Source organism: Actinomadura madurae, from assembly GCF_900115095.1.
In the GTDB taxonomy this organism is placed as follows: Bacteria; Actinomycetota; Actinomycetes; order Streptosporangiales; family Streptosporangiaceae; genus Spirillospora; species Spirillospora madurae.
The window spans coordinates 267509-294285 of record NZ_FOVH01000012.1 but is presented as its reverse complement, the minus strand read 5'-3'; the positions used below and the strand labels follow the sequence as shown (position 1 = coordinate 294285).

Sequence of the window (26777 nt, the reverse complement as noted above, 5' to 3'; positions counted from 1 at the left end):
TGGGAGGCGCCCTTGCGGAATCGGATCACTGGGGGCCGAGCGTGGCGGGCTCTCGCCCGTTGCAGCGCCTCTCGGCCACATGTCGAGGTTACCGTCCGATGGCCCGATGTGTCAGGCGCGCCCCAGGATGCGGGCAGGATGAGGTGATGCGCGCACGACCGATCTCGCCGTCGCTCGTGGTCACGGAACTGTCGGAGCGGATCGCCGCCCTCCCGCGGGATTCCTGGTCGCGGGTCGCGATCGACGGTGCCCCGCCCGCGGCGCCCGCCGACCTCGCGGACGCGCTCGTCTCCCCCCTGCGCGCCCTGGGACGGGACGTCGTGCGGGTCTCGGCGGGCGGATTCCTGCGTCCGGCCTCGCTGCGCTACGAGTTCGGGCGGGACGACCCGGACGCGTTCTACGACGAGTGGCTCGACACGGGCGGGCTCGTCCGGGAGGTGCTCGGGCCGCTGGAGCCGTCCGGCAGCGGGAAGGTCCTGCCGAGCCTGTGGGACGCCGACCTCGACCGCGCGACGCGGGCCCGCCACATCACCGTCCAGCCCGGCGGGGTCCTCCTGCTGGACGGCTCGCTGCTGCTCGGGCGGGGGCTCCCCTTCGAGCTGACCGTCCACCTGACCTTGTCGCGCGGCGCGCTGGCCCGCGGCACTCCGGACGCCGGCTCCTGGACGCTCCCCGCCTACGCGCGCTACGAGGCCGAGGCCGACCCGGTCCGGAGCGCCGACGTCGTGCTCAAGATGGACGACCCCGCGCACCCGGCGCTGGTCACCGACGCTTAGGGGCGCCATTCCTCCTGGTAGGCGGGATGGGTCGCGTAGGGAAGGGCGAGAAGGCGCAGGACCTTCTCGCGGACGGACTGGGCGGCCTCCAGCTCGGGCGTCCGATGCCCCTGCCCGAGAATCCAGGACTGCTTCTCGTACTCGTCGAGGATCTGGCGCCTCGCCGCGACCTCGGCGAGCGTGCGGAACGGGTCGTGCCGGGCGATGTGCTCGGCGTACGCCCCGTTCTCCGCCGTCGCGACGTAGGCGGGCTCGCCGGTGTCGGCGTCGCCGGTTCCGGCGTCGCCGGTTCCGGGGTCGGTGCTGACCGTTCCGGAGGGTGTCGCCAGCCAGGGGGCGCCGGAGCAGGCGCGGGCCGTCTGCTCGTCCCTGTCCAGCCGGGCGCGGAGGAACTCCACCAGATCCATAGGGCCATCCTGCCCGGGTCACGGGCGGGATGGCCCTGGGAGATCCATCAGGCGGCACAGTTGCCGGTGACCGGCTTGCCCGCGAAACGGTCGGCGAGGAACGCCATCGCGTCCGGCTCGCTCCAGAGCATGCCGGTGGCGTGCTCGGCGAGCGTGTAGGTCTTCCACGTGACGTTGGCGCCCTTGGCGCACCACGTCTTGTGGAGGGTGTCGGCCTGCGCGAACGGGATGATCTCGTCGTAGACGGCCTGCGTCTGGAGGACGGGCGCGCTCGGCGCGGTGCTGCCGAGCTTGTTGGCGTCGAGGCGCGCCTGCCACTCGGGCCTGGTCAGGGGATCGCTGGTCGTGTAGTCGCTGATGTGCTTGAACGCGGTCTCCACGACCGTGAGGGGCCCGTCGACGCTGACCAGGCACATGTCCTTGGCCTTCTCCAGCAGCTCGCGGCCGTTGCCGTTCAGGTACTTCTCCAGGTCGAGTTCGGAGTAGGCGGCGTCGTAGCCGACCGCCGCCATGAACATGAGCGCGATGAACGGGGAGCCGTCCAGGCTTCTGGCCACGGCTCCCAGGTCCGCCGGGACACCGCCGGCGAACGTGCCCTTGATCGCGAGCTCCGGCGCGTAGGTCGCGGCCAGTTCCGCCGCCCAGCCCGAGGACGTCCCGCCCTGCGAGTAGCCCCAGAGCCCGACCGGACTGCCGCCGAGGCCCGCTTCCGGGAGGCGCTGCGCGGCCCGCGCCACGTTCAGCAGCGCCTTGCCCTGGGATCGGCCGACCTCGTAGGTGTGCCGGCCGGGCGTCCCCAGGCCCTCCATGTCGGTGACGGCGACGGCCCAGCCCCGGCTGAGCGCGTCGGCGATGAACAGCTCCTCGTAGTCCAGACCCCGCGTGAGCGTGTAGGACGGGGCGCACGCGTCGCCGAGCCCGCGGGTCCCGACGGCGTAGGAGAGGAGCGGGCGCCTGCCCTGGCCCGTCCAGGCCCTGGCCGGGACGAGGACCATGCCGGACACGGCGGTCGGGCGGCCGTCGGCGGTCTCCGACCGGTACAGCACCTGCCAGGACTTCACGCCCTCGTACGGCGCGTGGCCGAACGGGTCCACGGTGAACACCGCGGGGCGCGAGCGGATGACGTCTCCGGGGGCGCCGTCCGGGAGCGGGGACGGCGGCGTGTAGAACGGGTCCTCTGCGGGGGTCGGGGGATCCGGCGGCGCCGCGGTGGCCGGGCCCTGGAGCGCGGCGGCCGTCATGGCGATCCCGATGCAGGACGCCACCGCGGCGCGCGCGAGCCGGCGGACGGTGATGGACATGGCGGGTAACCCTTCGTCGTCGCCCCTGCCGTCGGCGTGACGGCCACCCGACCGTAACGTAATTAGACACTTACTCCAATGAGTATGAGCGTGCATCGCCGGGCCCGGATTGTCACCGTCCTGACAAAGACGCCCTGACTCACCTGTTCAGCGGCGTCGCCGCAGTACGTCCTTTCCAGGCGCCGCCCTGACCGGCCCGGTGCCTGCGGGCGGAGTCAAGGGTCATGGCGGCGTACATCAGGGCCACAAGCGGCAGCGCCGGGGCCCGCAGCGGCGACAGGCCGTAGAAGCGGAGCATGGGCTCGTAGGTGAGCGCCATGAGCGACCAGCCGAGCGCCCCGGCCGCGAGGACCGCACCGTTCCCGGCGGCCAGGCCGGCGATCGCCGCGGCGGGCGGGACCGCGTACAGCAGGACCAGGCCGAGGACGGTCCCGGCGAGCAGCGGCGGCGAGTAGCGGAGCTGGTGGTAGGCGCTGCGGGCGATCATCGCCCAGAGGTCGCCGAGGCGGGGGTAGGGGCGGCGGCTGACCACGTCGCGGGCGAGGTCGAGGCGGCAGCGCCCGCCGGCGCGCTTGACCAGGCGCCCCATCGCCACGTCGTCGATCAGCGCGTCGTGGATCGCCGCGAGCCCGCCGGCGGCGGCGAGGGCGGCGCGGCGGACGAGCATGCAGCCGCCCGCCGCCGCGGCCGTGCGCGTCCCGTCCCGGGTCACGCGGCGGAACGGGTAGAGCTGGGCGAAGAAGTACACGAACGCGGGGACGATCACGCGTTCCCAGCGGGTGCGGGTGTTCAGCGTCGCCATCAGGGAGACGAGATCGCGCCGCTCTGCCACGGCCGCGCGGACGAGCTTCATCACCGTGCCGGGCCGGTAGGCGATGTCCGCGTCGGTGAAGAGGAGGTAGCCGGGCTCCCCCGCCGCGCCGACGCCCTCCGACATCGCCCACACCTTGCCCGCCCATCCCGGCGGGCGTTCGCCGGCGGCCACCACCCGCAGCCGGGGATTCCCTTCCGCCACCCGGACGGCCGTCTCCGCGGTGCCGTCGCTGCTGCCGTCGTCGACCAGAACCACGCGGAAGCGTCCCGGATACTCCTGGGCCAGCAGGGTCGGCAGAGTCACCGGCAGGACGGCCGCCTCGTCGCGGGCCGGGACCACGGCCACGACGTCGGGCCAGGCGTCCGGGTCCGCCGCGTCCGGGAGGCCGGGGCCGGTCCTCCAGAAGCCGCCGTGGCCGAACGCCAGATACAGCCAGCCCGCCAGCGCCGCCACGGCCAGAACACCCACGACCACCACGTCCCGCAGCCTCGCATCGCACCGGCGCGGCCGTCCAACACCATGAACCGGCCGGCGGGGCGGGGGCGCGCTAAAGTCGCGCGGGTGGACGAGGTCCTCTGGAAGGCCGCCGCCAAGCTGCGCGGATCCGTCGACGCGGCACGGTACAAGGACTTCGTCCTCGGGCTCGTCTTCCTCAAGTACGCCTCCGACAAGCACATGTCCGACAAGCACTCATCGGACAGGGCCCTGCCGGTGCCGGCCGGGGCGCGGTGGGCGGACCTCGCCGCGGCGTCCGGGCCCGGCACGCTCGGCGAGCGGATCGACGCCGCGATGGACACGATCATGCGGGCCGATCCGTCCCTGGACGGCGTGCTGCCGAAGATCTTCGCCGGGGTCGACCAGCGGCGCCTCGGTGACCTGGTCGAGCTGATCGGGCAGGTGGAGTTCGGCGGGCGGTCCGCGCGGGACGTGCTCGGCGAGGTCTACGAGTACTTCCTGGAGCGGTTCGCGCGGGCCGAAGGGAAACGCGGCGGCGAGTTCTACACGCCCTCAAGCGTGGTCAAGCTGCTGGTGGAGATCCTGGAGCCGTTCAAGGGACGGGTGTACGACCCCTGCTGCGGTTCCGGCGGGATGTTCGTGCAGGCGGAGAGGTTCGTCCTCAGCCATCGGGGGCGGCTGGACGACATCGCCGTCTACGGGCAGGAGGCGAACGAGCGGACGTGGCGGCTGGCCAGGATGAACCTCGCCGTGCACGAGCTCGGGGGCGACATCCGCCTCGCCGACACGTTCGTCGAGGACGCGCACCCCGGGATTGAGGCCGACCACGTGCTGGCCAACCCGCCGTTCAACATGTCGGACTGGTACCGCGACGCGGGCGATCCGCGCTGGCGGTACGGCGTCCCGCCGGCCGGGAACGCCAATTTCGCCTGGTTGCAGCACATCCTCGCCAAGCTCGGCCCGCACGGCCGCGCCGGCGTCGTGATGGCGAACGGCTCGATGTCGTCCCGGCAGTCCGGCGAGGGCGAGATCCGCGCGGCGATCGTGGAGGCGGACCTCGTGTCGTGCGTCGTCGCGCTCCCCGACCGCCTCTTCCGCAGCACCCAGATCCCCGCGTGCCTATGGTTCCTCGACCGGAACAAGGACACGCCGGGCCGGGTGCTCTTCATCGCCGCCCGCGACATGGGCACGATGGTCGACCGCACGGAGAGGGTTCTCACCGGCGACGACATCGCCCGGATCGCCGGCGCCTACCGGTCCTGGCGCGCCCACGACCATTCGGACGTCCCGGGATTCTGCCGTTCGGCGGACGTGGACGAGATCAGATCCCATGACCATGTCCTCACACCCGGCCGCTACGTGGGCACCGCCGAACCCGACCCCGGCGACGAGCCCGCGGCCGACAGGGTCGAGCGCCTCACCAAGGAGCTCCTCACCCATTTCGAGGAGTCGGCGCGGCTCGACCAGATCGTCCGGGCGGAACTCGGGCGCCTGGATGGCTGACGGGCAGGTTCCGCTGAGCGACCTCGTCACGTTCTCCAACGGCCGCTCGCACCCGGCGGAGGGCTCCGCCTACCGGACGTACGGCGCCAACGGCGTCATCGGCTCGTCCGGCGGCCACAACGCGGAACCCGGCTCCACGATCGTCGGACGCGTCGGGTCGTACTGCGGAGCCGTCCATTACAGCCCCGGCCGCTGCTGGGTCACCGACAACGCCATCATCGCCACGGCCAGGGACGGGGTGAATCCCCGGTACGTCTACTACCTGCTCAAGCGGCTCGGCCTGAACAGGTACCGCATCGGATCCGGGCAGCCGCTCCTCACCCACGGCATCCTGAACCGGCTCACGACCCGGCGCCCGACCCGGGCGGAGCAGGACAGGGCGGCGTCGGTCCTCGGAGCCCTGGACGACAAGATCGCCGTGAACGGACGCATCGCCGCCTGCGCCGACGCGCTCCTGCGCGCCCGGTACGAGGAGACGGCGGCGACCTCCCTCGTCCCGATCGGCGGGCTCGGGCGGCTGGTCCGCGCGAACGCGCCGCTCGATCTGATCGGCGGGGACGAGAACTACATCGGCCTGGAGCACATGCCGAAACGACATATGTGGCTTTCGACATGGGCCGACGCGTCCGGGATAGCCAGCGCGAAACGGCGGTTCGCGGCCGGGGACATCCTCTTCGGCAAGCTCCGCCCGTACTTCCACAAGGTCGGGCTCGCCTTCGTGGACGGCGTCGCGTCGACCGACATCCTCGTCGTCCGCCCGGAGGACCCCGCCCACCGGGGCTGGCTGCTCGCGGCCCTGGCGAGCGACGAGGTCGTGGCGCACGCGTCCGCCGTCGGCGACGGGACGAGGATGCCGCGCACCGGCTGGCCCGACCTCGCCGCCTACAAGGTCCCCTGGCCCGGAGACGACCGGGCCCGGAGGTTCGGCGAGCTCGCGGCCACGCTGGCGCGCCGGGTGGAGGCGGCCGCGGCCGAGACGACGGCGCTGGCGAGCCTCCGCGACGCCCTCCTCCCCCAGCTCGTCCCCTGACGGCGCGCGGGCCTGATCGGCGTCGGCGCACGCCACGGCGGCCCACGGGTCGCAAGCCCGGGTAATGCGTTGCGGCAGGACGACGCGATCTTTACCGTGGGCCCTCGACAGCGTGTAGCTCAGCAGGAGAGCGCCGGGCTTTCATCCCGGAGGGCGCGGGGGCGGAACCCGCCACGCTGGCGTGAACGAGGACGCGCGGGTGAACCCCGGCTACGCCGCCGGGCAGATGGCCAAGGCGCTCGTGACGGCGCTGGCCCACGAGGACGACGCGACGCGGCGGCGCGCCGAGGAGCGCCTCGGCCGCTGGGAGCGCGTCGTCTCGGGAACGAAGGACGGCTCGCTGGACATCGGGTCCAGAACGCCGGTCGCCGGGCATCCGGCGTGGGTGACGCCCGAGGTCGTCCGGGGCGGGTTCGCGACCGGGGACGCCGCCGCCGGCGGGCCGCTGCTCGACCACGAGCTGGAGGCGGCGCGGCGCGCCGGGGTGCCCGCCGCACGGCAGGCCCTCTTCGCGTACCACCTGACCGACGCCGGGCTGGACGAGCTGTGCGAGCTGCTCGACACCGGGCGGTACGAGGTGGCCTTGCCGGAGGAGGCCGCGCTGCTCGTGGTGGCGTGGCTGCTGCGGGCCGGCGACCGGGCGGCGGCGCTGGACGTCCTGGACGCCATCGGGCCGTTCGCCGGCCGGCTGCGGTTCCTCCCGAGGCCCGCGCGGAACCCCGGCGATCCGTCGCTGGTCCGGCGGGAGACGGCCGGGCGGGTGCGCGAGCGGCTCGCGGACCGGCGGCCGAACCGGGCGGTGGCCACGATGAACGAGGCGCTGTCGGTGTGGAATCCGTTCGCGGACGAGCTGCTGGCGCACTGGCTGGAGACCGTCCGGGACGGGCGGGTCCTCGCCGCCGAGCCCGACGGGTGGCGGGCGCGGGGCGTCGCGCTGCTCGACCGGTACGCGGAGCTGGCGGCACGGCACACGCTGTGCGGGAAGCACCGAGACCCCAGGGCGAACCTGGCCATCCTTCGCGTGTCACTCAAGCAGGTGCTGGAAGGGCAGCCTCCCTCCGGACTGCTGCAGCACGCCGTGGACTCGATGGTCGCGAAGCGCGGCGTGCCGGATGAGGCGGAGCATGCCGCGCTGCGGGAGCAGCAGGCTGCCGAGGCCGCGCGTCCGACGCATCACGCGCTGGCCCAGGCCGTGGCGGGACGGCTCGAAGCAGTGCCGCAGGACGGCGGGGTGCCGTCGATCGACCCGTTCGTCGCGCCCGTCACCTCCGGCGGACGGACCGCCGAAGTGCCCGAGCGGCTCCGCCGCGTGGCCGAGAACGCGCTGGAGGCGCCGGTCAGCACGCTCGTCGAGCGCGGGATCGTCCCGTCGGCGGAGGTGCTCGCGCGCCTAGTCCCGCAGCTGGTCGCGGCGGCGTCGGCGCGGTCCTACCCCGATGACGCGCTGAGAGGGCTGATGGCGGCCGTCCACAAGGCGTTCCGCAACCGCCGTTCACTGCTGCTGCTCGACCTGGCGCACCAGGTGCGGCAGGACGAGCTTCCGTGGGTCGCGGCCGTGGCCGGGTACCGGCGCACGACCGGCGCCGCGCAGGCGAACGCGCACGCCGTGCTGGTCCAGCTCGGCGAGCTGGCGCTGCGGTCCTTCCCGGGGACCATCGTCCCGAATCCGATGATCGGGGAGCTGGGCACGCTGGCCGACCGCGCCGGTGTGCGCGTGCCGTTCGTGGAGGAACTGGCCGCCGACATCTTCATGGGCAGGTTCTCGCCGAAGTTCCTCCAGGCGGCACAGCTCGCGGGCGAGATCATGGAGGGGACCCTCTACGCGCGCTACTACGGGATCGACTACGCGTCCGTCCGGCGGCTCCGGGACGGCTTCGGCGACCTCTGCGCGGAGCGCGCCGGGGACCTTCCGGCGTCGTCGTGGGTCGTGGCCAACGGGATGGTGATCGAGCAGGCGCAGATCCTCACCACGCACAACCTGGCGGCGCTCGTCCACCCGGTCGGGATCCAGCCGGCGGGCGGATGGGACGATCTCGCGCGCCGCGCGTTCGGCGTCGTGTGCCGCCTGGTGCGGCGGGTGCAGGGGAACCCGTATCCGCTGAGGACCGTCAAGGACGCCGCCTACGCGTGGCGGCAGGCCGTCTTCTTCCTCGCGCTGTGCGGGCTGAAGGAGCAGATCGCCGCCATCGCCTGGATGCAGGGCGAACTCGACCGGCAGCCGTCCCATGGCGTCCGGCGCCTCGACCCCGTGCTGGCGGGTCTCCGGCACGTCCTGACCGGCGGCGCCCTCGACGCCGGGCCGTCGCCGCACGGTCGCCGGTTCCTCGGGTGGTCCGCGGGCGGTCACTGGATGTTCTGAGGGAACCTCCCGGGCGGTCCCGGCCATCTCACCCGGAAGAATGCGCGATCACGCGGCCCCCCGCGTGACGCCGAGGACGGGATGGGGCCGATGGACGTCGACAGGAAGACCGCGCTGCGGTGGGGCGGCGGTCTGCTCGCGGCCGTGCTGGTTCTCGTCCTCATCGGGGTGAAGGCCTGCGGTGGGTCCGGCGCCGACGCGCTGCCGGACGGGGAGAGGCGACCGTCGCCGGTCGCGTTCAGCGAGAGGCCGCTGTGGGACGAGCGGAAGCTCGGCATGGAACGCGTCGCCGGGGTCGGGCTGCTCGGCGATATCGCCCTCGTCGCCGGGGACGTGCCGTCCGGCGGTGCCCGGCTCGCCGCCGTCGATCCGCGGAGCGGTGACCCGCGCTGGACGGTCGACGGCGGCTACCCGCTCCGGGGCGGTGAAGGCGCCGTCGCCCATTCGGGACCCGGCTACAAGGCGGAACTTCTGCGGGGCGTGACAGGGAAGCCCGTCGTGTACGGCCAGGGGAACGACTGGACGGCCCTCGTCCAGTACACGAAGGGCCTTGAGAGGCGCGAGACCGAGGTCGGGGTCGCCGCGCTCTCCGGGAAGGACGGCTCGGTCCGCTGGAAGCACGCGCTGATCCGGCCGCGTGCGGGCGAGAAGGGAGAGGACGACCGCGACAAGAAGGTGCGGCTCCTCTCCGCGGACACGCGGGTCGTGCTCGCGAGTGTCGAGGAACGAGACGGCGTCGACCCGAAGACGATCGCGCTCGACCCGGCCACCGGCCGCGAGCTGTGGCAGAACGCGGACGGCTGGGCGTTCCGGATCTCCGGGCCGGTGGTCCTCGGAGAGACGCTCGGCTCCAAGCCGCCGATGGATTTCGACGAACGGCGCAAGGGCGCCGGCGTCTACGCGCTGGACGTGCGGACCGGCCGGAAGCTCTGGGACCTGGAAGGGAAGTTCGAGACGTCCCACCTTGAGGCCGCCGCGGGGAGGACGGCCGCCGTCCATGTGAGCGAGAGGCTCCCGGGACGGACCTACCCCGACGACCACGCGGTCCTGGTCGACGTCGCCACCGGCCGCGTCACGAAGATCTCGGTCAAGACGGAGGACGGCGACACGACCGATGACCTGTACGGCTGCGCCGACGACGGCGCCACGCTCATCGCCTGCTCGGGACTGTACGGCCGGCTCGTGACGGTCCGCACGGACGGTGACGGCGAGCCCGTCGCCACCGCGAAACGGCCGTTCGGCGAGGAGACGATGGCCCACGTCGTGAAGATCTGGAAGGACAGGATCTTCGTCAGGGGCTCGGGCAGGGAGGGGACGCCCGACCGGTACGCCGTCGTCGACCGGGCCGCGAACCCGCTGGGCGCCGCGCCGCCCGGAGAGGTCGCCGCCGTGTCGGAGCGGGCCGCGGCGTTCCGCGTCGAGCGGGCCGGGTCGTCCTCGTCCACGCCGGCCGGCATCGTGATGCGCGCCGCGGCCGCCGGCGGCCGGCCGTCCGAACCGAGCGCGCCGCCCGAGCCGGCGCTCTCCCCGCCCCGGATCGACGCGGCGCCGCTGTGGACGGCCGCCACCGGACGCACCCCGCCGGGGCCGCCGTTCAAGGACACCGGGCTGAGCTCGCTGACCGGCACCGAACTCGCCGGTGACGCGCTCGTCTACGCGGGCCGGGACCGCGAGGACGACCACCTGTCGCGGCAGGTCGTCGCCGACGCGCGAACCGGCGCGGTGCGCTGGTCGATCAGGGAGGGCGGGCGGCTCGGCGACGGGCTCAAGGCGGATTTCGTCAGCGTGCCGCACATCGTCGGCAAGGACGGGGACCGGCTGTCGCTCGTGGAGTACGAGGCGGCCGGGAACGAGTACGGCATCGCGGCGCTCTCCCTGAAGGACGGCCGCGTCCGCTGGACGAAGCGGGTCCTGACCGGCGACGGCTACGTGCTGCTCGAAGAGGCCGACGACGAGACGTTCACGGTCCACGTCTCATCCGGCGGACGGGACGAGCTGGCCGTCTTCGCGACCGGATCCCGGCGCGAGCTCTGGCGCAAGCGCGGGCTGGAGGCCGAGAGCGCCGGCGCGGGCCTGGTCCTGGCCGCCAAGACCGAGCGGGGCGAGGACTGGACGCGCAAGCATCTCGACGTCATCGCCTACGGGGCGACGGACGGGAAGCGGCGCTGGAACCTCGCCGGGCGCTACGCCGACCCCGAGCTCCTCCACGACGGCGGCGGCCGGACGGTCGTCGTCGGGACGGCCGAGGGCGGGGTCGTTCTCGACCGGGCCACCGGCCGCGAGCTGGGCAGGACGGGGGCGCCGCTCGTCCGCTGCGACGGCGACACCGACGAGCTGATCGTCTGCCAGGCGGGCGACGGCGACGGCATCGATCCGGGCGGACGGGCGATGACGATCCGGACCGCGGGCGGCACGACGACGATCCGCGACCTGCTGGAGACCGGGAACCTCACCCGCCACGGCGCGATCGGGAACTGGTTCTTCTCCGTCCGGCCGCCCACCCGCACGGGCGAACAGGCCCAGTACCTGGCGCTGGACGGCGAGGGCCGGCGGCTCGCCGCGAACCTCCCCGGCAGGCCCGCGGACCTCGGCGACGGATACGCCGTCCTGATGCCGTACACGACCGTGCAAGGGGTGGGGACCGGGGCAGAGCAGACCTTCGCCGTCCACCGGTTCCAGGGGTGATCCTGCGGTCCGTGTCGGATCTTGCACGAGAGGTGAGAGTTCGCAGGACAGGGCAGGGTCCTTGCATGCGCGCAAGCGTTGGTGACTGGTTCGCCTGGCCTGCGTCAGAGTGTGTGTTGTTTCACTTCCACGTCCGAATTCGACCAGGCCGAAGAGCACATGTTCGCTTACAGCCCGACACGGAGACGTGAAGCCAACGCCGCCATGAATGCATCGAACGCGTGGTCCGGGGTGCCCGTGCTGGTCCCCGCGCCCGCTCCTTCCCTGGAAGTCGGAATCCCGTCCGCCCTGAACAACGGCAAGTCGTCCGGGCGCCTGATCGGCGAGATCGACCTCGCCGCCACGCCGCCCGCCGTCCGGCTCGCCCGGTCCTACGTCCGCGAGCTCGTCGGCCAGCACTTCGGCGCCGACCGGTCCGAGCTCGGCGACCTCGAACTGCTGACCAGCGAGGCCGTGACCAACTCGGTCCTGCACGCGCGGCCGCGCAAGGACGGGACGATCACCCTGTCGGTCCTGCACGTCGACCGGTACGTCCGCGTCGAGGTCACCGACGGCGGGGCCTCGCCGGGGCGGCCGCGGCCGGCCGAGGACCCGCTGCCGGCGCACGGGCGCGGGCTCGTCCTGATGAAGGCGCTCGCCACCGACTTCGGCACCTGCCGGGGCAAGAACGGGGCCTCCACCTTCTGGTTCGGGGTGGGCGTCCGGGAGGGCTGGCGGCTGCCGTGACGCCCGGGTCGACGCTGAGCACGGCCCGCCGGGCCGGGGAGACCCCTCCCGGGGAGGGGACGGGGTTCAGCACGTCGACCGCGGGCGTCGCCCGCATGTGCAACTACTTCCTCGGCGGCAAGGACAACTACGCCGCCGACCGCGACTCCGCCGAACGGGTGCTGCGCAGGTGCCCGATCGTGCTGCGGCTAGTCCAGGCGAACAGGGGCTTCCTGGACCGCGCCGCCACGCTGCTCGCCGGGACGGCCGGGCTGCGCCAGTTCGTCGACATCGGCTGCGGGCTGCCCGCGGACGACAACCTCGGCGACATCGTCCGGCGGACCGATCCGTCCTGCCGCGTCGCCTACGTCGACAACGACCCGATGGTGCTGGCGCACGCGCGGGCCCTGCTCGCCGTCGACGCGAACACCGGCGCCTTCGCCGGAGACGTCCGGGACCCGGAGGCACTGCTCGCCGCCGAGGGGCTGCGGAAGCTGATCGACTTCGGCGAGCCCGCCGCGGTGTTCCTCCTCGGCGTGCTGGACTTCCTGCCCGACGAGGCCGGCCCGCGCGGGATCGTGGACGCGCTGGCCGCAGGGCTGGCCCCCGGCAGCCACGTGGTCGTCACCCACGCCGAGCGGGCGGCGGAGCTCGCGCCGATCGCCGGGCCACGGCCCGGCGTCGACACACCGTTCCACCCGCGCGCGGAGGACGAGATCGCGGACATCTGCCGGAGCCTGAAGATGATCGAGCCCTACCCGGCCCGGCTGCCGCAGCCGCGGGCCGCCGGCAACGCCACCGGGCCGCTGCCGCTCTTCGGCTGCATCGGCCGCGTGCCGGGGTGACGGGCGGCCATGACGGTGCTCATCGCCAAAGGTGACAGGACGGGCACATCTGCGGATCGCCCGTTCCACGCGCCCGGCGCTTCGCTACGATCGGAGCGTCAGCAAGTGCCACATCTAGGGCGAGCGATGACAGCGGACGGCGAGCCGAGGTCTCTCTCGGACATCACCAAGGACATGGGGCTCAACATGTCCGACGTGGCGGCCTTCTCCGGGCTCGACGAGAGCACCATCTTCCGGCTGTGGGACAACGAGGAATGGCTCGACCGGGTCAGCGGCCGGTCGTTGCAGAGCCTCATGTCGTCCGTCCCCGGAATCGCCGAGTACTCGATGGCGCACGCCGTCCGGAAGAGGCGGGACGGGCTGGTCGCCGACCTGCAGAACGCGGGGCTCGCCGTCGATCTGGCCGCCCTGGAGAACTCGGCGGTCGCGAAGCAGCACCTCCTGAACGCCCTAGAGGCCGCCGTGCACGTCATGCGCGGCCAGGCGACGCAGAAGACGTCGTCGTTCATCGCCCGATTCTGGGGGCGCGAGCAGGACACCGCGCTGGAGGCGCTGTACTCACCCGAGAACGGCCACGGTCTCCTGGTCGACCCGCAGAAGCTGCTCGACTCGACCGTCGAGCTGGCCCCGCGCCTGAACCGCAAGACCTACTCGTTCCACTCGATCCTCGCGCTGAACATCCTGACCCACCAGGTCAGCAAGGTGACCGGGGAGCTGGAGGCCGACCTCGGCTTCGAGATGCCGGGCCGCCAGACCGCGTTCATGATGCGCGGGGTCGTGATGGGATGCCTGATCAACTCGAACGACTTCGAGCTGGCGGAGCGGTACCGCCGGGAACTCGACGCGACGCCCGTGTACGCGGCGCTTGAGGAATGGGCGTTCCCCACCTACAGCAAGGACGGCCGGATCAGCAGCGACTTCACCCTCCCGAGCTCCCTGTCGCTGCGCAACACGGCCGTCGAGGTGCTGCGCGAGATCATGGTGTACAGCGACGCCTACCTGTACTACCTGGCGTCGACGTACATCCCGCTGGCGCTCAAACGCGACCCCGCGTTCGGCGGGAAGATCCCCGAGCTGATCCAGGCGCTGCGCCTGCGCGGAGCCGACTGCCGGGACAGAAGGACCAGACAGACCTGCGAATCACTGGTGCGGCGGCTCAAGAGCATCGCCTGAACCAGGTACCGAAGAATGGGGAGCCGGTGGAGGACACGGCGCAAGCCATCGCGAACCTGACGCGTGAGCGTTGGGAGGCGAACGCGCAGTACTGGGTCAAGGTGATCAGAGAGCGCCGCGACCGGTACCGCACCGAACTGACCGACACGGCGGTCCTCGACGCCGTCGGGCCCTGCGCGGGCCTGCGCGTCCTGGACGCGGGATGCGGCGAGGGCTACCTCTCCCGCACGCTCGCGTCCAGGGGCGCGGACGTGACCGGGGTCGACGCGGCGCAGGGGCTGGTCGACGCGGCCGCGTCCCACCCGTCCCGCCCGGAGAACACCCGGTTCCTGCGCGCCAGCGTGGAGGACCTGCCGCTGGATGACGACGCGTTCGACCTCGTCCTGTGCAACCACCTGTTCAGCCACCTGCAGGACCCGGCGCGCGCCATCGGCGAGTTCGGGCGGGTCCTCAAGAGCGGCGGGCGGATGATCCTGCTGACGCTGCACCCCTGCTTCTACGTCGAGAACGCCGAGCAGGGCGCCGCCAGCGGCGTCCCGGCGGCGGACTACTTCGCCTCGCGCGGGATCGACCAGCACTTCCTGGTGGACGGGCTGGAGTCCCCTTCGATGATCACAAGCTGGCTCCGGCCGCTGGAGTACTACGCTGGAACGCTCCGGGACTCCGGATTCGTCATCGCGGACCTGCGCGAGCCGCACCCGTCGGAAGAGCAGCTGCGCGACGACCCGTGGTGGCGCAAGGGCTTCCCCACGGCCATGTTCATGCTCCTGGTCGCGGAGCGCCGTTAACCTCGTCCCCATGGACGACGTGGCACCGGAGCGGGTACCCGCGGAGCTGGCCGAGCACCCGGACAGGCTCCGGTGGAACGCCAAGTACGCGGACGCGGAGCCGGACGGCGGCGGCCGGCCGCCGGCCGCGCATCCGCTGGCGGAGCGGGCGCTGTCGCTGGAGCTGCCGGACGGCGGGGTGCTCGACCTCGCGTCCGGGCCGTCCGGGAGCGCCCTGCAGGCCGCCGCGACGGGACGCCCCGTGACGGCCGTGGACATCTCCGAGATCGCCCTCGGGCGGCTCGGCGCGCAGGCCCGGCGGCGCGGCCTCGCCTCGCTGATCACGCTCGTGCAGGCCGATCTGGGCGCCTGGCGGCCGGACGGCCCGGGATACGCGCTCGTCCTGTGCACCGGGTTCTGGGACCGCGCCGTCTTCGAGCGGGCCGCCCGCGCCGTCCTGCCGGGCGGGCTCCTGGCCTGGGAGGCATTCACCGAGGAGGCCCGCCGCGACCGGCCGCACCTGCCCGCCGCGTGGTGCCTCGGCGCCGGGGAGCCCGCGTCGCTGCTGCCGGGCGGCTTCACCGTCCTCGAACAGGCCGACGACGCCGGCAAGCGCCGCTTCCTCGCCCGCGCCGGGAGCTAGTCCAGGTCGACGACGACCGGAGCGTGGTCGGACGGGCCCTTGCCCTTGCGGGCCTCCCGGTCGACGTACGCGGACCCGACCCGCCCGGCGACGGCCTCGCTCGCGTAGAAGAGGTCGATGCGCATCCCCATGTTCTTGTGGAACATCCCCGCCCGGTAATCCCAGTACGTGTACGGATGAGGGCCCTTCATGGGCGTCGGGACGACGTCGTGGAGGCCGAGGTCGCGCAGTTCGGCGAGCGCCTGCCGCTCGGCGGGCGTGACGTGGGTGGAGCCGACGAAGACGGCCGGGTCCCAGACGTCCTCGTCCGTGGGCGCGACGTTGTAGTCGCCGCACGCCACGAGCTGCGTTCCATCGGCCAGTTCGGCGCGCAGGGCGTCCCGGAGGGCGGCGAACCACGCGAGCTTGTAGGCGTAGTGGGCCGACTCCGGGGTGCGGCCGTTCGGCGCGTACAGCGACCAGACCCGGACACCGCCGCACGTCGCGCCGACCGCGCGGGCCTCCGGAACGAGCATGACGGGCTCGTCCAGCTTCATCTGGTCGTCGGCCTCGCCCTCGTAGGCGGGCTCCCCCGGGAAGCCGTTGGAGACGTCCTCGGCGCCGACCCGGGAGAGGATCGCCACGCCGTTCCACCGGCCGTCCCCGTGCGCGGCGGTCTCGTAGCCGAGTTCCCCCACCTCGGCGGCGGGGAACTGGTCGGCGCGGCACTTGGTCTCCTGGAGGCAGACGACGTCCGGCCTCGTCTCGTCCAGCCAGGAGAGAAGGCGCGGAAGCCGTGCCTTGACCGAGTTCACGTTCCACGTGGCGAGGCGCATCCCTCCAGGGTGCCACCCGCCATGTGGCCGGAGGGCGCGAGCCGGTCGGCCGGCGGGGATATCCTGGCTGCTTCCCTGTCCCCTGCCAGACGGCTTCACCCCTAGCCTGTGACCGGTAGATTGCGGGTCGGCCGCCTTTACACGGTTTTCACGCTGTGCTTAGCCCGGCCCTGGAAGGGTGGTCACGTTCGTGGTGTCGTCGAACCCGTCGCGAGTGAGGAAACATGGCCGAGGATGACAAGCCCCGGGGCAAGCCGGCGGTCAAGGCGAAGATCCCGAGCGCCCAGAACATCCGCAGCCCGGAGTTCACCCCGCACGGCATCAGCGCGGGGCGCGGCAGCGGGCTGAACCGGCCGTCCGGGCTGACCGCCAAGGACGCCAAGAAGCGCCGGCTGAAGGTGATCGCCGGGGTGGTGGTCGCCGCGCTGGCGATCTCCGGCGGCGTCTACTGGTGGGTCAACCGCCCCGATCCCGAGATCGAGGTGACCGGCAAGTTCGCCGCCGAGCCCAAGGTCGAGATCCCGACCAAGCTGGCGCCGACCAGGACGCTGAAGACGAGCACCCCGATCAAGGGCTCCGGCCCCGCGATCGCGGACGGCGACACCGTCTACGTCCAGTTCGCCACGTACAAGTGGGCGAAGGACAAGGACGAGGAGAACTCGCGGGTGAAGAGCTCCAGCGAGAAGGTCCGCTCGTCCTACGAGGAGGGCGCGCAGAACCCGCAGGGCGGCGGCCCCATGCACCTCGTCGTCGGCAAGAGCGGGCTGAAGGACATCGACAAGAGCCTCGTCGGCAAGACCGCCGGCAGCCGGCTCGTCCTGCAGCTGCCGCCGTCGAAGGAGCTCACCCAGCTGAGCCCGCAGCAGATCTCGGCCAAGGACGCGATCCTGTTCGTCATGGACATCCAGGCCGTCGTCCCGAAGAGCCAGCAGCCGCAGGGCACCGAGAAGAAGCTGGACGACAAGGCGCTGCCCAAGGTCGAGGACAAGGGCGCCGGCAAGGAGCCGAAGGTCACCGTCCCGGACAAGGACGCGCCGGACAAGCTCCAGGTCAAGACGCTCGTCGAGGGCTCCGGTCCCGCGCTCGCCAAGGGCGACGAGGCGGTGGTCAACTACACCGGCAAGATCTGGAAGACCGGCAAGAAGTTCGACTCCAGCTGGGACAACAAGCAGCCCGCGACGTTCCCGATCGGCGGCGGGCAGACCATCCCCGGCTTCGACAAGGGCCTCACCGGCGCGAAGGTCGGCAGCCGCGTGATGCTCGTCCTGCCGCCCGAGGAGGGCTACGGCAAGAAGGGCAGCCCGCCCACCATCAAGGGCGACGACACCCTGGTGTTCGTCGTGGACATCCTCGCCAAGGTCTACAAGTAGGCCGCGAGGCGCGGACGCGAGAGCGGCGGGCACCCGGGGCCGGGTCCCGCCGCTCGGCGTTTGCGAAAGGCCGGCAGATGCGACATCCATCACGACAACCGGCGAGGCGCATTGCCCGTCCTCCTATTGGGAGGCCAGGAGATGCGCATTGGGCGGCCGGCGCACGGATCCCCTCAGGTATCGTCGGTAACGCATTGATCACGGGGGGCTTGTGAGCGACAGCGAAAAGGTTCCGGAGGGCGAACGGCCCGCCGGGACGGGCGAGGTGGAGCGGCACGACACCGAGGCCGGAACGCCGGCCGGCGCCGACGGTCCCGCGACCGCGACGCTGACCGAGGACATCGAACCGGGCACCGGAGAATCCACCCAGGACGCGGAATTCACCCGCGAGGGCGACATATCTCGGAACGGCGATAAGGCCGCCGAAGAGGCGGGCGAGACCGAATCGCCCGCCGCCGATAAGGCCGGAACCGAAACGGCCGCCGAATCCGCGGCCGAATCTCCCGCCGCCGGGGGCGCGGCGAAGACGGCCGGGTCCGGAACGTCTTCCGAGCAGGACGCGGTCACGGATGCGACGGTGCCGGATGGTGTCGGCGAGGCGACGACCGGTGATACCAAGACCATGGCCGCCTCGCCCGAACGTGGAGCGCCGCCGCCCGGCGCCGGATCCGGCCGCGGCGGAGGCGGCGCGGGCGGGGGCAAGGGCCCCCGGAAGCCGCGGAGCCGCAGGTCGCGCTTCCTCCGCCGGGCGCTGTTCACGCTGCTCGGCCTCATCGGCTTCTGCGTCGTCGCGTTCGCCGTCGCCTACCTGTTCACGCCGGTGCCGTCGCCGCAGGAGCAGGCGATCGCGCAGGGCCCCACGTTCTACTACTCCGACGGCAAGACGCCGATCGCGAAGACCGGCGTGAACCGGGACGCCGTCAAGCTCGACCGGATCCCCGAGAGCACCCGCAACGCGGTGATCGCGGCGGAGAACCGCAGCTTCTACGACGACCCGGGGGTGTCGGTCCAGGGCACCACGCGGGCGGTCTGGTCCACGGTCACCGGCCGGCAGCTGCAGGGCGGCTCGACGATCACCCAGCAGATGGTCCGCAACTACTACGGCGGCATCGGCAAGGAGCGCTCCGTCACCCGCAAGCTCAAGGAGGTCATGGTCTCCCTGAAGGTGGGGCGGGAGAAGTCCAAGGACTGGATCCTGGAGCAGTACCTCAACACCATCTACTTCGGGCGCGACGCCTACGGGGTGCAGGCCGCCGCGCGCGCCTACTACGACAAGGACGTCTCGCAGCTGACGCCCGCGGAGGGCGCCTACCTCGCCGCCGCGATCCAGCAGCCGAGCAACTTCGCCGACCCGAGCGGCCCCCAGCGGGCCTACGCCGAGCAGCGCTGGCGCGCGGTCGTCGGCAACATGGTCCGGGACGGCGCGCTCACCTCCGCCGAGGCCGCGTCGCTGAAGTTCCCCGTCCCGGACAAGGCGAAGATCACCGACGTCCTCAAGGGCCAGAAGGGCTACATGGTCAACGTGGCCAAGAAGGAGCTCACCGAGCGCCGCGGCTACAGCGAGGACGAGATCAACCGGAGCGGCCTGAAGATCACCACGACGTTCGACAAGCGGCTGATGGACGCGATGAAGCGCTCCGTCGCCCAGAACACCCCGCAGGGGATGAGCAAGAAGATCCGCACCGGGGCGGTGTCGGTCGACCCGTCCACCGGGCAGGTCCTCGCGTTCTACGGCGGCCGCGGCTACCTGGACGAGGCGCTGAGCAGCGCCTTCGGCGACTGGGCCCAGGCCGGGTCCGGGTTCAAGCCGATCGCGCTCGCCGCCGCGCTGGACGACGGCAGGTCGCTCAGCACGACCTATGACGGCAGCTCCCCGCAGTACTTCGCCGGCTCCGACATCCGCAACGACAGCAACGAGAACTTCGGCATGGTGAACCTCGCCACCGCCACCCAGCACTCGATCAACACCGCGTACGTCAACCTCGGCCAGGACATCGGCACCGAGAAGATCGCCGAGATGGCGGAGAAGATGGGCATCCCGGCGTCGCAGATGAAGCCGGAGCAGCGGTCCGCCGCCACGTTCCCGCTCGGCATCGTGTCGCTGCACCCCGTCCAGCAGGCGGGCGTGTACTCCACGTTCGCGTCCGAGGGGCTGTACCGGGCGCCGTTCGTCGTCAAGTCCGTCACCGACAACCAGGACCACAAGCGGACCTTCACCGAGAAGGGCAAGCGGGCGTTCAGCCAGCAGAACGCGCGGGACGCCACGTACGCGATGCAGCGGGTCGTCCAGGGCGGCACCGGGACGAACGCGCAGCTCCCCGACGGCCGCGACGTCGCCGGCAAGACCGGCACGACCGACAAGGGCCGCGCGATCTGGTTCAACGGGTTCATCCCGCAGATGGCGACGACGGTCGCGATGTTCCGCAGCGACGGCAAGCCGCTGAACATCCCCGGCTACGGCGCGTACGGCGGGCAGCTCCCCGCGCAGATGTGGCGCACGTACATGAGCGACGCGGTGAACATCAAGGACTACGAGCCGGAGTCGTTCGGGTCCCCGTCGATGACGCCGGGCGGCGGCTACGGCGGCCCGACGCGCGAGGCGCCGCCGGACGGCACGGAGCGGCCCGGGGACGACGGTCCGTCCGCGCCGCCGCCGTCCACCGAGGAGCCCGAGATCCCGACGCCGCCGACCGGCATCCCGACCGGCATCCCGACACCGCCCGGCGGGGGCGGAGACGGTGACGGCGGAGGCGACGGCGACGGTGACGGCGGGAGCGGCGGCGGAGGCAACGGCGGCGGAGGCGGGGGCGGCGACGGCCCGATCGGCGGCTTCCCCAGAGGCTAGCGCCGGGTGCGGCGCGCCGCCGCACCCGGGCCGCGCGTCAGTCGCAGGCCTTGCCGATGGTGGCCGGCGTGTCCCTCATCACGGCGTCGAGCTTGGACACGTCACCGGTGCCGACGGCCGGCGCGGCGGCGCGGAGCCTGCCCGCCTCGGTCTTCAGCGCCTTCTCCAGGGCGGCGTCGTCGGCCTGCTTCGCCAGGCCGTCGACCCGTCCGGCGAGCTGCTCGGTGGCCTGCCGCCACCGCGCCGGCTCCGCCGCCGGGATGCTCCTGACCTGGGTGACGTACTGCTGGAACGCCTTCTTGGTGTCGGTGCACACCTGGGCGGAGTTCCCGCCGCCCAGCATCCCGCACCCGCCCAGCAGGCCGGACGCGCCGAGCGCCACCACGCCCCCGGCCACCGTCCGCACCACCCCGTACCGCATCGCACCCTCCCCTTTGCGCCCAGATCGGCCGCGTATATGATTCCGCATTAGGTCATGAGCGCCAGCGTCAAGCCCCGGCTTGCTGGCCGGCAACCCTTCGTCCGCGATGGGGTGCCCCGGGTGAGGACCTGGCCGGACGCACCACCGCGTCCCGGCAAGCGCGGACCCCGCCGGCTCTCCCGGGGTCCCTGACCCGAAGGGTTCCGGTATGCCCACGCTGCTCGCAAGCTCCCCCATCGCCACCCCTGCTGTGACGCCGCCCGAGGGGGTCCGGGTTCGCCCCGTTCCCCGCGTCATCGGGGCGGACGTCCCGGTTCCGGTGCGGGACGGCGGACAGGTCCCCTACGCCAACTTCGACTACGCGGCGAGCGCGCCCTGTCTGGAGGCGGTGCACGAGGCCGTCACCCATGCGCTGCCGTACTACAGCAGCGTCCACCGCGGGGCGGGCTACGCGTCCCAGGTCACGACCCGCGCCTACGAGGAGGCGCGGGAGACCGTCCGGTCGTTCCTCGGGGCGTGGCGGCGCTCGGCCGTCGTGTTCACCCGGAACACCACCGACGCGATGAACCTGCTCGCCCGCGCCGTGCCCACCGGGACGAGCGTCGTCGTGTTCGAGACCGAGCACCACGCGTCGCTGCTGCCCTGGAAGCGCGCGGTGCGCCTCCCCGCGCCCGCCACCCCCGCCGACGCCGTCTCCGCCGCCGACCGCGCCCTGCGCGACTGCCCGATCGGGTCGCGGCTGCTCGTCGTCACCGCCGCGTCCAACGTCACCGGCGAACTGTGGCCGATCGAGGAACTGGCGCGCGTCGCGCACCGCAACGGCGCCCGCATCGCGGTCGACGCCGCCCAGCTCGTCCCGCACCGCCCTCTGGACATGACCGCGCTCGGCCTCGACTACGTCGCGTTCTCCGGGCACAAGCTGTACGCGCCGTTCGGCGCGGGCGTGCTCGCCGGGCGCGCCGACTGGCTGCGCGCCGCCGAGCCGTACCTGAAGGGCGGCGGCGCGAGCGCCTCCGTCGGGACGGCGACGCGGTGGGCGCCGTCCGCCGAGCAGCGCCACGAGGCCGGGTCGCCGAACGTCCTCGGGGCCATCGCGCTCGCCGCCGCCTGCGAGACGCTGTCCGCCTCGTGGGAGGCGCTGGCCGCACGCGAGGAGGCCCTGGTGGCGCGCCTGCGGTCCGGGCTGGCCACGCTCCCGGCCGTCCGGGAGCTGTCCCTGTGGGGCGCCCGCGCGCCGCGCGTCGGCATCGTGTCGTTCGTCGTGGACGGCTGGGACGCCCGCGACGTGGCGCTCACGCTGTCGGACGAGCACGGCATCGGAGTCCGGGACGGGAAGTTCTGCGCGCACCCGTTCGTCCGGCACCTGCTGGGCGGTGAGGCGGGCTGCTCGGAACCCGGCTCCGCCATCCGCGCGAGCCTCGGCATCGGGACGACCGAGGAGCACGTCGACCGTCTCCTGACCGCCCTCGCCGGGCTGTCAAAGCGCTGACCTGCGGTCTCTCCCGCGCAGTCAGATGATTAGGCTCTTTGGTCCTGTTCGCCCATGTAGCGTAGGCAGTCGCGCGGGGACGAGCACGGAGGAAACAGGGGGTGGCGACCGTGGCCGACGCGTGGCGACCCACGTCGGAACTGGAGCACCGACTGCAGGAGACCGTACGGGCCGGGGACCAGGAGAGCTACTTCCGCCTGCTAGCGGACAGTGAGCTCGTCGTACCCGTCCCGCCCGAGGCCGTGGACGGCGTCCTCGCGGGCGAGGCGCAGCCGTCCTGGCCCACCCAGGAGGAGGACGGCCGGGTCCACGTCCTGGTTTACACGTCGGCCTCGGCGATGCGCGCCTGCATGGGGCCGTCCTACCAGCACTTCATGACGGTCCGGTTCGGCGACATCGCGGAGACCTGGCCGGACTCCCGCTGGTGGCTCGCCATCGACGCGCCCGCCCACGGCGTCGGCACCGTCCTGCCCATCGAGGCGCGGATGCCGTCCTGGTTCATCCGGCAGGTCGCCGAGGGCGACGGCCGCCCCCCGCAGGTCGGCCGCGTGGCCGCCCCCTGGGAGGAGCTCCGCGACCAGCACCGCGACCTGCCCCGCGAGACGTCCCGCACCGAGTTCCAGCCGGCGAACGACGTCGAGCGCGACCTGCTGCGGGCCGCCTCCACCAACGACCACGACCTGTTCCTGCAGACGCTCGCCGGCACCGAGGTGCTGCTGCCCGTCCCGGACGACCTCGACTTCTCGCTGCGTCCGGGCCGGCCCGGCTTCCCCTGGCAGACCAGGGAGGTCGACGGCGCCACCGTCGTCCCCGTCTTCACCTCGCCCGAGCGCCTTACCGAGGCCGCCCGCGCCGCCGGGACCGGCACCGAGTTCATCACGCTGCCGTTCACCGTCGTGCTGCGCTACTGGCCGAACCACGACTGGCTCCTCGCCATCAACTCCGGCTCCCCCGCCGGCGGCACCGTCCTCGCCCAGCAGCTCCCCGGCCTCGCCACCTGGGCCGACCAGCGCGCGGCCCAGCGCATGGCGGACCGCTTCGAACCGCAGAACGACATCGAGCAGCGCCTCCTGGACGCCGCCCGCCGCCGCGACACCGACGGCTTCTTCAAGATCCTCCTCGGCGCACAGGTCCTGGTGCCCGCCGACACCGACACCCCGTGGGGCATCGTCCCGGGCGACGCCGAGTTCCCGTGGCGGCCCGTCCCCGTCCACGGCCGCACGTCCATCCAGCTGTTCACGTCACTGAAGTGGATGAACGAGGCCCTCGGCACGTCCCGCTTCATCATGCCGAGCCTCCTGGAGATGGTCACCAACTGGCCCGACACGAACTGGACGCTCGTCCTGAACCCGGGCACCCCCATCGACGCGTCCATGCCGGGCGACCAGGTCCGCACGCTCCGCGGCCCGGCCACCCCGCCGTCCGCGTCCGCCCCGCCGCCCCCGGAGGCGCCGGCGGTCCCCGTCGCCCCGGCCGTCCCCAGCACCGACCCCGCCCCGCCGGCGCCCGCGGAAGCCGCCCCCATCGAGCCCGCCCAGGCCACTGGACCAGTGCCCGCGGCACCGGGCGGAACCGGCCGCCACTCCGGCCCGTCCGGCGACCCCCAGGACCTGGCCGCGGCACCGACGCCCGAAGCACCCGCGGGCGCCCACGCCGCCCCCGCCAGCGAGCCGGGCGGGAGCAGCCCAAGCGCGCCGGACGTCCCACTCCAGACCGCGCCTAGCGGACAAGCAGACGCCCCCGGGCAACCTCCCGCCCCACAGAACACACCCCCAGCACCGCAGCCCAGCGAACCCTTCGCGACCGGCGCAGCCACACCCGCCGGACAGGTAGAAGTCCCGGGGCCCGACCCCAGCACGCAAGGCGCAGCCCAAAACGCCGCACCCGCCAACGAGCCGACGCCGACCGGAAGCGACACAGGGGCACCCAACCTCCCACCCCAAGCCACACCAGGCGGACAGGAAGGCGCCGCACCCGTCGGCGAACCAGGTGGGAACGACACAAGCGCGCCCAACGTCCCGCCCCAGCACGCCCCCCAAGAGCCGCAGCCCAGCGAGCCCTTCGGAGACCTCGCAAGCACACTCGGCGGACAACCAAACGCCCCCGGCGCCGACCCCGCACCCCAAACTCCCACGCCCGCCAACGAACTAACCGAAAGCGGCACAGGCACGCCCAACGTCCCACCACAGACCGCGCCGGGCGGGCAAGCAGACACCCCCGCGCAACAGCACCCCGGCCCCCAGCACGCCCCGCAAGGACCGCAGCCCAGCGAGCCCTTCGGAGACCTCGCAAGCACACTCGGCGGACAACCAAACCCCACCGGCGCCGACCCCGACACCCACAGCGCACCTCAGAACCCCACGCCCGCCAACGAACCAACCGAAAGCGACACAGGCGCACCCAACGTCCCACCCCAGACGGCGCCTAGCGGACAAGGAGACATAGGGCAGCCCCCCAGCCCACAGACCCCCGCCAGTGAAGCAACCGAAAGCGGCACCGGGGCATTCGACGTCCCACCTCAGACCGCGCCTGGTGGACAGAGAGACGTTCCCGGGCAGCAGCCCAGCGCCCAGAACCTCGCGCCCGCCAGTGAGCCGAGCGGTAGTGGTATGGAGGCGCCCAACGTCCCGCCCCCGGCCATGCAAGGCGGGCGGGAGGAAGCGCCCGCGCCCGCCGGAGAACCGGGTGGGTACGGCGTCGGAGCGGTCGGTGGACAGGGAGAAGGTCCCAGGCATGGCGCGCCGGGCGTTCCCCCAGGCCCTGTGCACCCGGCGGAGCCCACCGTCCCGGACGCCGGCGGTGCACCCGATGCGGGTGGTCCCGGGCACGCGGGGGGCGCGGACGTTCCGCAGGGCCGGGCGTTGCGCGCCGTGGAAGAGCCCGAGCCGCCGTTCGAGCCGGGGAACCGGATCGACCAGGAGCTTTTCGACGCGGCGGCGGGCGGTGACTCGGACGCCTTCCTGCGGGTGCTGCTGAACGCGAACGTGCTCGTGCCGATCCCCGGTGACGCGCCTCTTGAGGTCACGCCGATGCAGCCGGAGTTCCGGTGGGACGCGGCGCTGCGGAGCGCGACGGCCGTGCAGGTGTTCACGTCGCTCGTGAGGCTGCGCGAGGTGATGCCGGAGTCCCGGTTCGTGTACGCGGACTTCCGGGAGCTGATCGGCGCGTGGCCCCGCGAAGACTGGACGATGCTGCTCAACCCGGGCACGCGGATCGGCGCGTCGCTGCGCGGCGACCAGGTGCGGGCGCTGAGCGAGTGGGCGATCCGGGTCGGGCTCGTCCCGGCGCGGCCGGAGGTCCCCGTGCCGCCGCCGCGGCCGGAGCCGGCGCCGCAACCGCCGTCCGACCTGGACGACCGTCTCTCGTCCCCGACCATCATGCAGAAGGTCGTCCCGCACGGGCACGTCGCCTGGTACCTGGAGCAGGGGTACGACCGGGTCGGCGGGTTCGTGCACTCGACCGGCGACGTGGCCGAGCTGCAGACGCCCGCCCAGCTCTACGAGGCGCTCGGGCTGCTCTACGACGGCTCCCCGTTCTCGCCCGGCGATGAAGGCGTGTACGTCATCCGGTGGCCCGCGTACTGCCCCGACCTGTACCGCGTCCCCTTCGGGGGGAGGGACGCCGAGGAGATGGCGGCCTGGGGCGAGGCCGGATGGGTCATCGAGCGGCCGCCGTTCCTGGGCAGCGGCTTCGCGCCGGGCAGCGCCGGGTCGATCCGCGAGTACAAGGTGGTCAGCGTCCGGCTGCCGTACGGGGCGGAGATGTACTTCCTCGGCCGGGACCGGTCCGAACGGTTCATCGCCATGTACGACCCCGACCGGCTCGCCTGGCTGCGGCCGGACGCCAACGCCGAGGCCTGGGACGGACGGACGGAGGCCACCCAGTGATCCGGGACGGGTACGTCGCGCGCTGGCTCGGCCGCGACTTCGAGGCCGCGCCGGGCGCCGACGGCGAGATCAGGCTGTACGCGCCCGGCCCGACGGACGGCTTCGAGGAGCTCCGTCCAGGACGTTTCCGCCGCATCGTCCCCGCGTCCGAGGTCGAGGAGCTCCGCTACGTCCGGACGACGTGCCGCTGGCGCGGCGAGCGCTTCGTCATCGTCGGCGAGCATGAATCGTGGCTGCGCGTCGAGTACGCGGGCGGGCGCGCCCCGGTCGCCGAAGCGCTCGGCCTCGACCGCATTGACCAGGGCATCTGGCAGACGTGGGCACCCGGCACCGAGATCGAGGACATCCGGGAGGAGTTCATCTGATCGCGGACACGGGTTGATTTGCGCCGGGGATCCATGTTCGCATGATTCCCGGGGCGATCCCTCGGGTAGTGAAACGGGCGCTCAACGGCGACGCGACGGAGGTGCGGCGGCAGTGATCTGC

20 protein-coding genes, 1 tRNA gene and 1 riboswitch are annotated in these 26777 nt (G+C 72.8%); of the genes, 16 read left to right on the top strand and 5 right to left on the bottom strand.

The features are described from left to right. Nucleotides 1-146: 146 nt before the first annotated feature. Entirely contained in the window at nucleotides 147-776 is a 630-nt protein-coding gene (locus BM339_RS30905; RefSeq protein WP_075023124.1) for a nucleoside/nucleotide kinase family protein, read from the top strand. Here BM339_RS30905 and BM339_RS30900 read toward each other — a convergent pair. The 3 genes from BM339_RS30900 to BM339_RS30890 form a co-directional block, all read right to left on the bottom strand. After that, nucleotides 773-1183 carry a DUF6221 family protein gene (locus BM339_RS30900; protein ID WP_075023123.1) on the bottom strand — a complete coding sequence of 137 codons (411 nt, stop codon included), beginning with the start codon at nucleotides 1181-1183 and terminating at the stop codon, nucleotides 773-775. The genes BM339_RS30905 and BM339_RS30900 overlap by 4 nt on opposite strands. Nucleotides 1184-1230: 47 nt before the next feature. Then, complete coding sequence (locus BM339_RS30895; protein ID WP_075023122.1) at nucleotides 1231-2484, bottom strand: lipase family protein; 1254 nt, start codon at nucleotides 2482-2484, stop codon at nucleotides 1231-1233. A gap of 139 nt (nucleotides 2485-2623) precedes the next feature. Then, the gene (locus BM339_RS30890) at nucleotides 2624-3775 is read right to left on the bottom strand and encodes a glycosyltransferase (protein WP_083598153.1); all 1152 of its coding nucleotides are present in this window, start codon (nucleotides 3773-3775) and stop codon (nucleotides 2624-2626) included. Between the two features lie 84 nt (nucleotides 3776-3859). Between BM339_RS30890 and BM339_RS30885 the strand changes: the two genes are divergently transcribed. The 10 genes from BM339_RS30885 (at nucleotide 3860) to BM339_RS30840 (ending at nucleotide 15464) form a co-directional block, all read left to right on the top strand. Beyond that, a complete protein-coding gene (locus BM339_RS30885; protein WP_337959935.1) occupies nucleotides 3860-5257 on the top strand; it encodes a class I SAM-dependent DNA methyltransferase in 1398 nt (465 codons plus the stop codon). Continuing rightward, entirely contained in the window at nucleotides 5250-6287 is a 1038-nt protein-coding gene (locus tag BM339_RS30880) for a restriction endonuclease subunit S (RefSeq protein WP_021593136.1), read from the top strand. The genes BM339_RS30885 and BM339_RS30880 overlap by 8 nt, the downstream gene beginning before the upstream one ends. Nucleotides 6288-6395: 108 nt before the next feature. Continuing rightward, nucleotides 6396-6467, top strand: a tRNA-Glu gene (locus tag BM339_RS30875). A gap of 1 nt (nucleotide 6468) precedes the next feature. Continuing rightward, the gene (locus BM339_RS30870; protein ID WP_256255520.1) at nucleotides 6469-8646 is read left to right on the top strand and encodes a transcriptional regulator; all 2178 of its coding nucleotides are present in this window, start codon (nucleotides 6469-6471) and stop codon (nucleotides 8644-8646) included. Between the two features lie 90 nt (nucleotides 8647-8736). Then, nucleotides 8737-11331, top strand: coding sequence for an outer membrane protein assembly factor BamB family protein (locus tag BM339_RS30865; protein WP_177287824.1), 2595 nt, complete (start codon nucleotides 8737-8739; stop codon nucleotides 11329-11331). A gap of 204 nt (nucleotides 11332-11535) precedes the next feature. Then, complete coding sequence (locus tag BM339_RS30860) at nucleotides 11536-12057, top strand: ATP-binding protein (protein WP_161791016.1); 522 nt, start codon at nucleotides 11536-11538, stop codon at nucleotides 12055-12057. Then, nucleotides 12054-12881 carry an SAM-dependent methyltransferase gene (locus BM339_RS30855; protein ID WP_083598152.1) on the top strand — a complete coding sequence of 276 codons (828 nt, stop codon included), beginning with the start codon at nucleotides 12054-12056 and terminating at the stop codon, nucleotides 12879-12881. The genes BM339_RS30860 and BM339_RS30855 overlap by 4 nt, the downstream gene beginning before the upstream one ends. 126 nt (nucleotides 12882-13007) lie before the next feature. Continuing rightward, the gene (locus BM339_RS50190; RefSeq protein ID WP_024935167.1) at nucleotides 13008-14054 is read left to right on the top strand and encodes a hypothetical protein; all 1047 of its coding nucleotides are present in this window, start codon (nucleotides 13008-13010) and stop codon (nucleotides 14052-14054) included. A gap of 26 nt (nucleotides 14055-14080) precedes the next feature. Next, nucleotides 14081-14842: a class I SAM-dependent methyltransferase gene (locus tag BM339_RS30845; protein WP_075023119.1), complete on the top strand. Its 762-nt coding sequence runs from the start codon at nucleotides 14081-14083 to the stop codon at nucleotides 14840-14842. A gap of 10 nt (nucleotides 14843-14852) precedes the next feature. Further along, nucleotides 14853-15464 carry an SAM-dependent methyltransferase gene (locus BM339_RS30840; RefSeq protein ID WP_083598148.1) on the top strand — a complete coding sequence of 204 codons (612 nt, stop codon included), beginning with the start codon at nucleotides 14853-14855 and terminating at the stop codon, nucleotides 15462-15464. On the opposite strand, the gene BM339_RS30835 is transcribed toward BM339_RS30840, so the two are convergent. Beyond that, the gene (locus BM339_RS30835; protein WP_075023118.1) at nucleotides 15461-16279 is read right to left on the bottom strand and encodes an exodeoxyribonuclease III; all 819 of its coding nucleotides are present in this window, start codon (nucleotides 16277-16279) and stop codon (nucleotides 15461-15463) included. The two genes, BM339_RS30840 and BM339_RS30835, sit on opposite strands and share 4 nt — an antisense overlap. Before the next feature lie 224 nt (nucleotides 16280-16503). Here BM339_RS30835 and BM339_RS30830 point away from each other — a divergent pair, with 224 nt between their 5' ends. Continuing rightward, nucleotides 16504-17649, top strand: a complete 1146-nt coding sequence (locus BM339_RS30830) for an FKBP-type peptidyl-prolyl cis-trans isomerase (protein ID WP_021598226.1) — start codon at nucleotides 16504-16506, stop codon at nucleotides 17647-17649. Nucleotides 17650-17860: 211 nt separating this feature from the next. Next, on the top strand, nucleotides 17861-20494 hold the full coding sequence (locus BM339_RS30825) for a transglycosylase domain-containing protein (protein WP_244938419.1): 2634 nt from the start codon (nucleotides 17861-17863) through the stop codon (nucleotides 20492-20494). 37 nt (nucleotides 20495-20531) lie between these two features. Here the strand turns inward: BM339_RS30825 and BM339_RS30820 are convergent, their stop codons facing one another. Continuing rightward, entirely contained in the window at nucleotides 20532-20915 is a 384-nt protein-coding gene (locus BM339_RS30820; protein ID WP_021600038.1) for a hypothetical protein, read from the bottom strand. A gap of 50 nt (nucleotides 20916-20965) precedes the next feature. Continuing rightward, nucleotides 20966-21082, top strand: a riboswitch (SAM riboswitch). A gap of 41 nt (nucleotides 21083-21123) precedes the next feature. Between BM339_RS30820 and BM339_RS30815 the strand changes: the two genes are divergently transcribed. The 3 genes from BM339_RS30815 (at nucleotide 21124) to BM339_RS30805 (ending at nucleotide 26656) form a co-directional block, all read left to right on the top strand. Then, on the top strand, nucleotides 21124-22404 hold the full coding sequence (locus BM339_RS30815) for an aminotransferase class V-fold PLP-dependent enzyme (protein ID WP_024935170.1): 1281 nt from the start codon (nucleotides 21124-21126) through the stop codon (nucleotides 22402-22404). A 101-nt stretch (nucleotides 22405-22505) separates the two neighbouring features. Further along, on the top strand, nucleotides 22506-26291 hold the full coding sequence (locus tag BM339_RS30810; protein WP_075023117.1) for an SseB family protein: 3786 nt from the start codon (nucleotides 22506-22508) through the stop codon (nucleotides 26289-26291). Continuing rightward, nucleotides 26288-26656, top strand: a complete 369-nt coding sequence (locus BM339_RS30805; protein ID WP_075023116.1) for a hypothetical protein — start codon at nucleotides 26288-26290, stop codon at nucleotides 26654-26656. Before BM339_RS30810 ends, BM339_RS30805 begins: the two co-directional genes overlap by 4 nt. The last annotated feature ends 121 nt before the right edge of the window (nucleotides 26657-26777 follow it).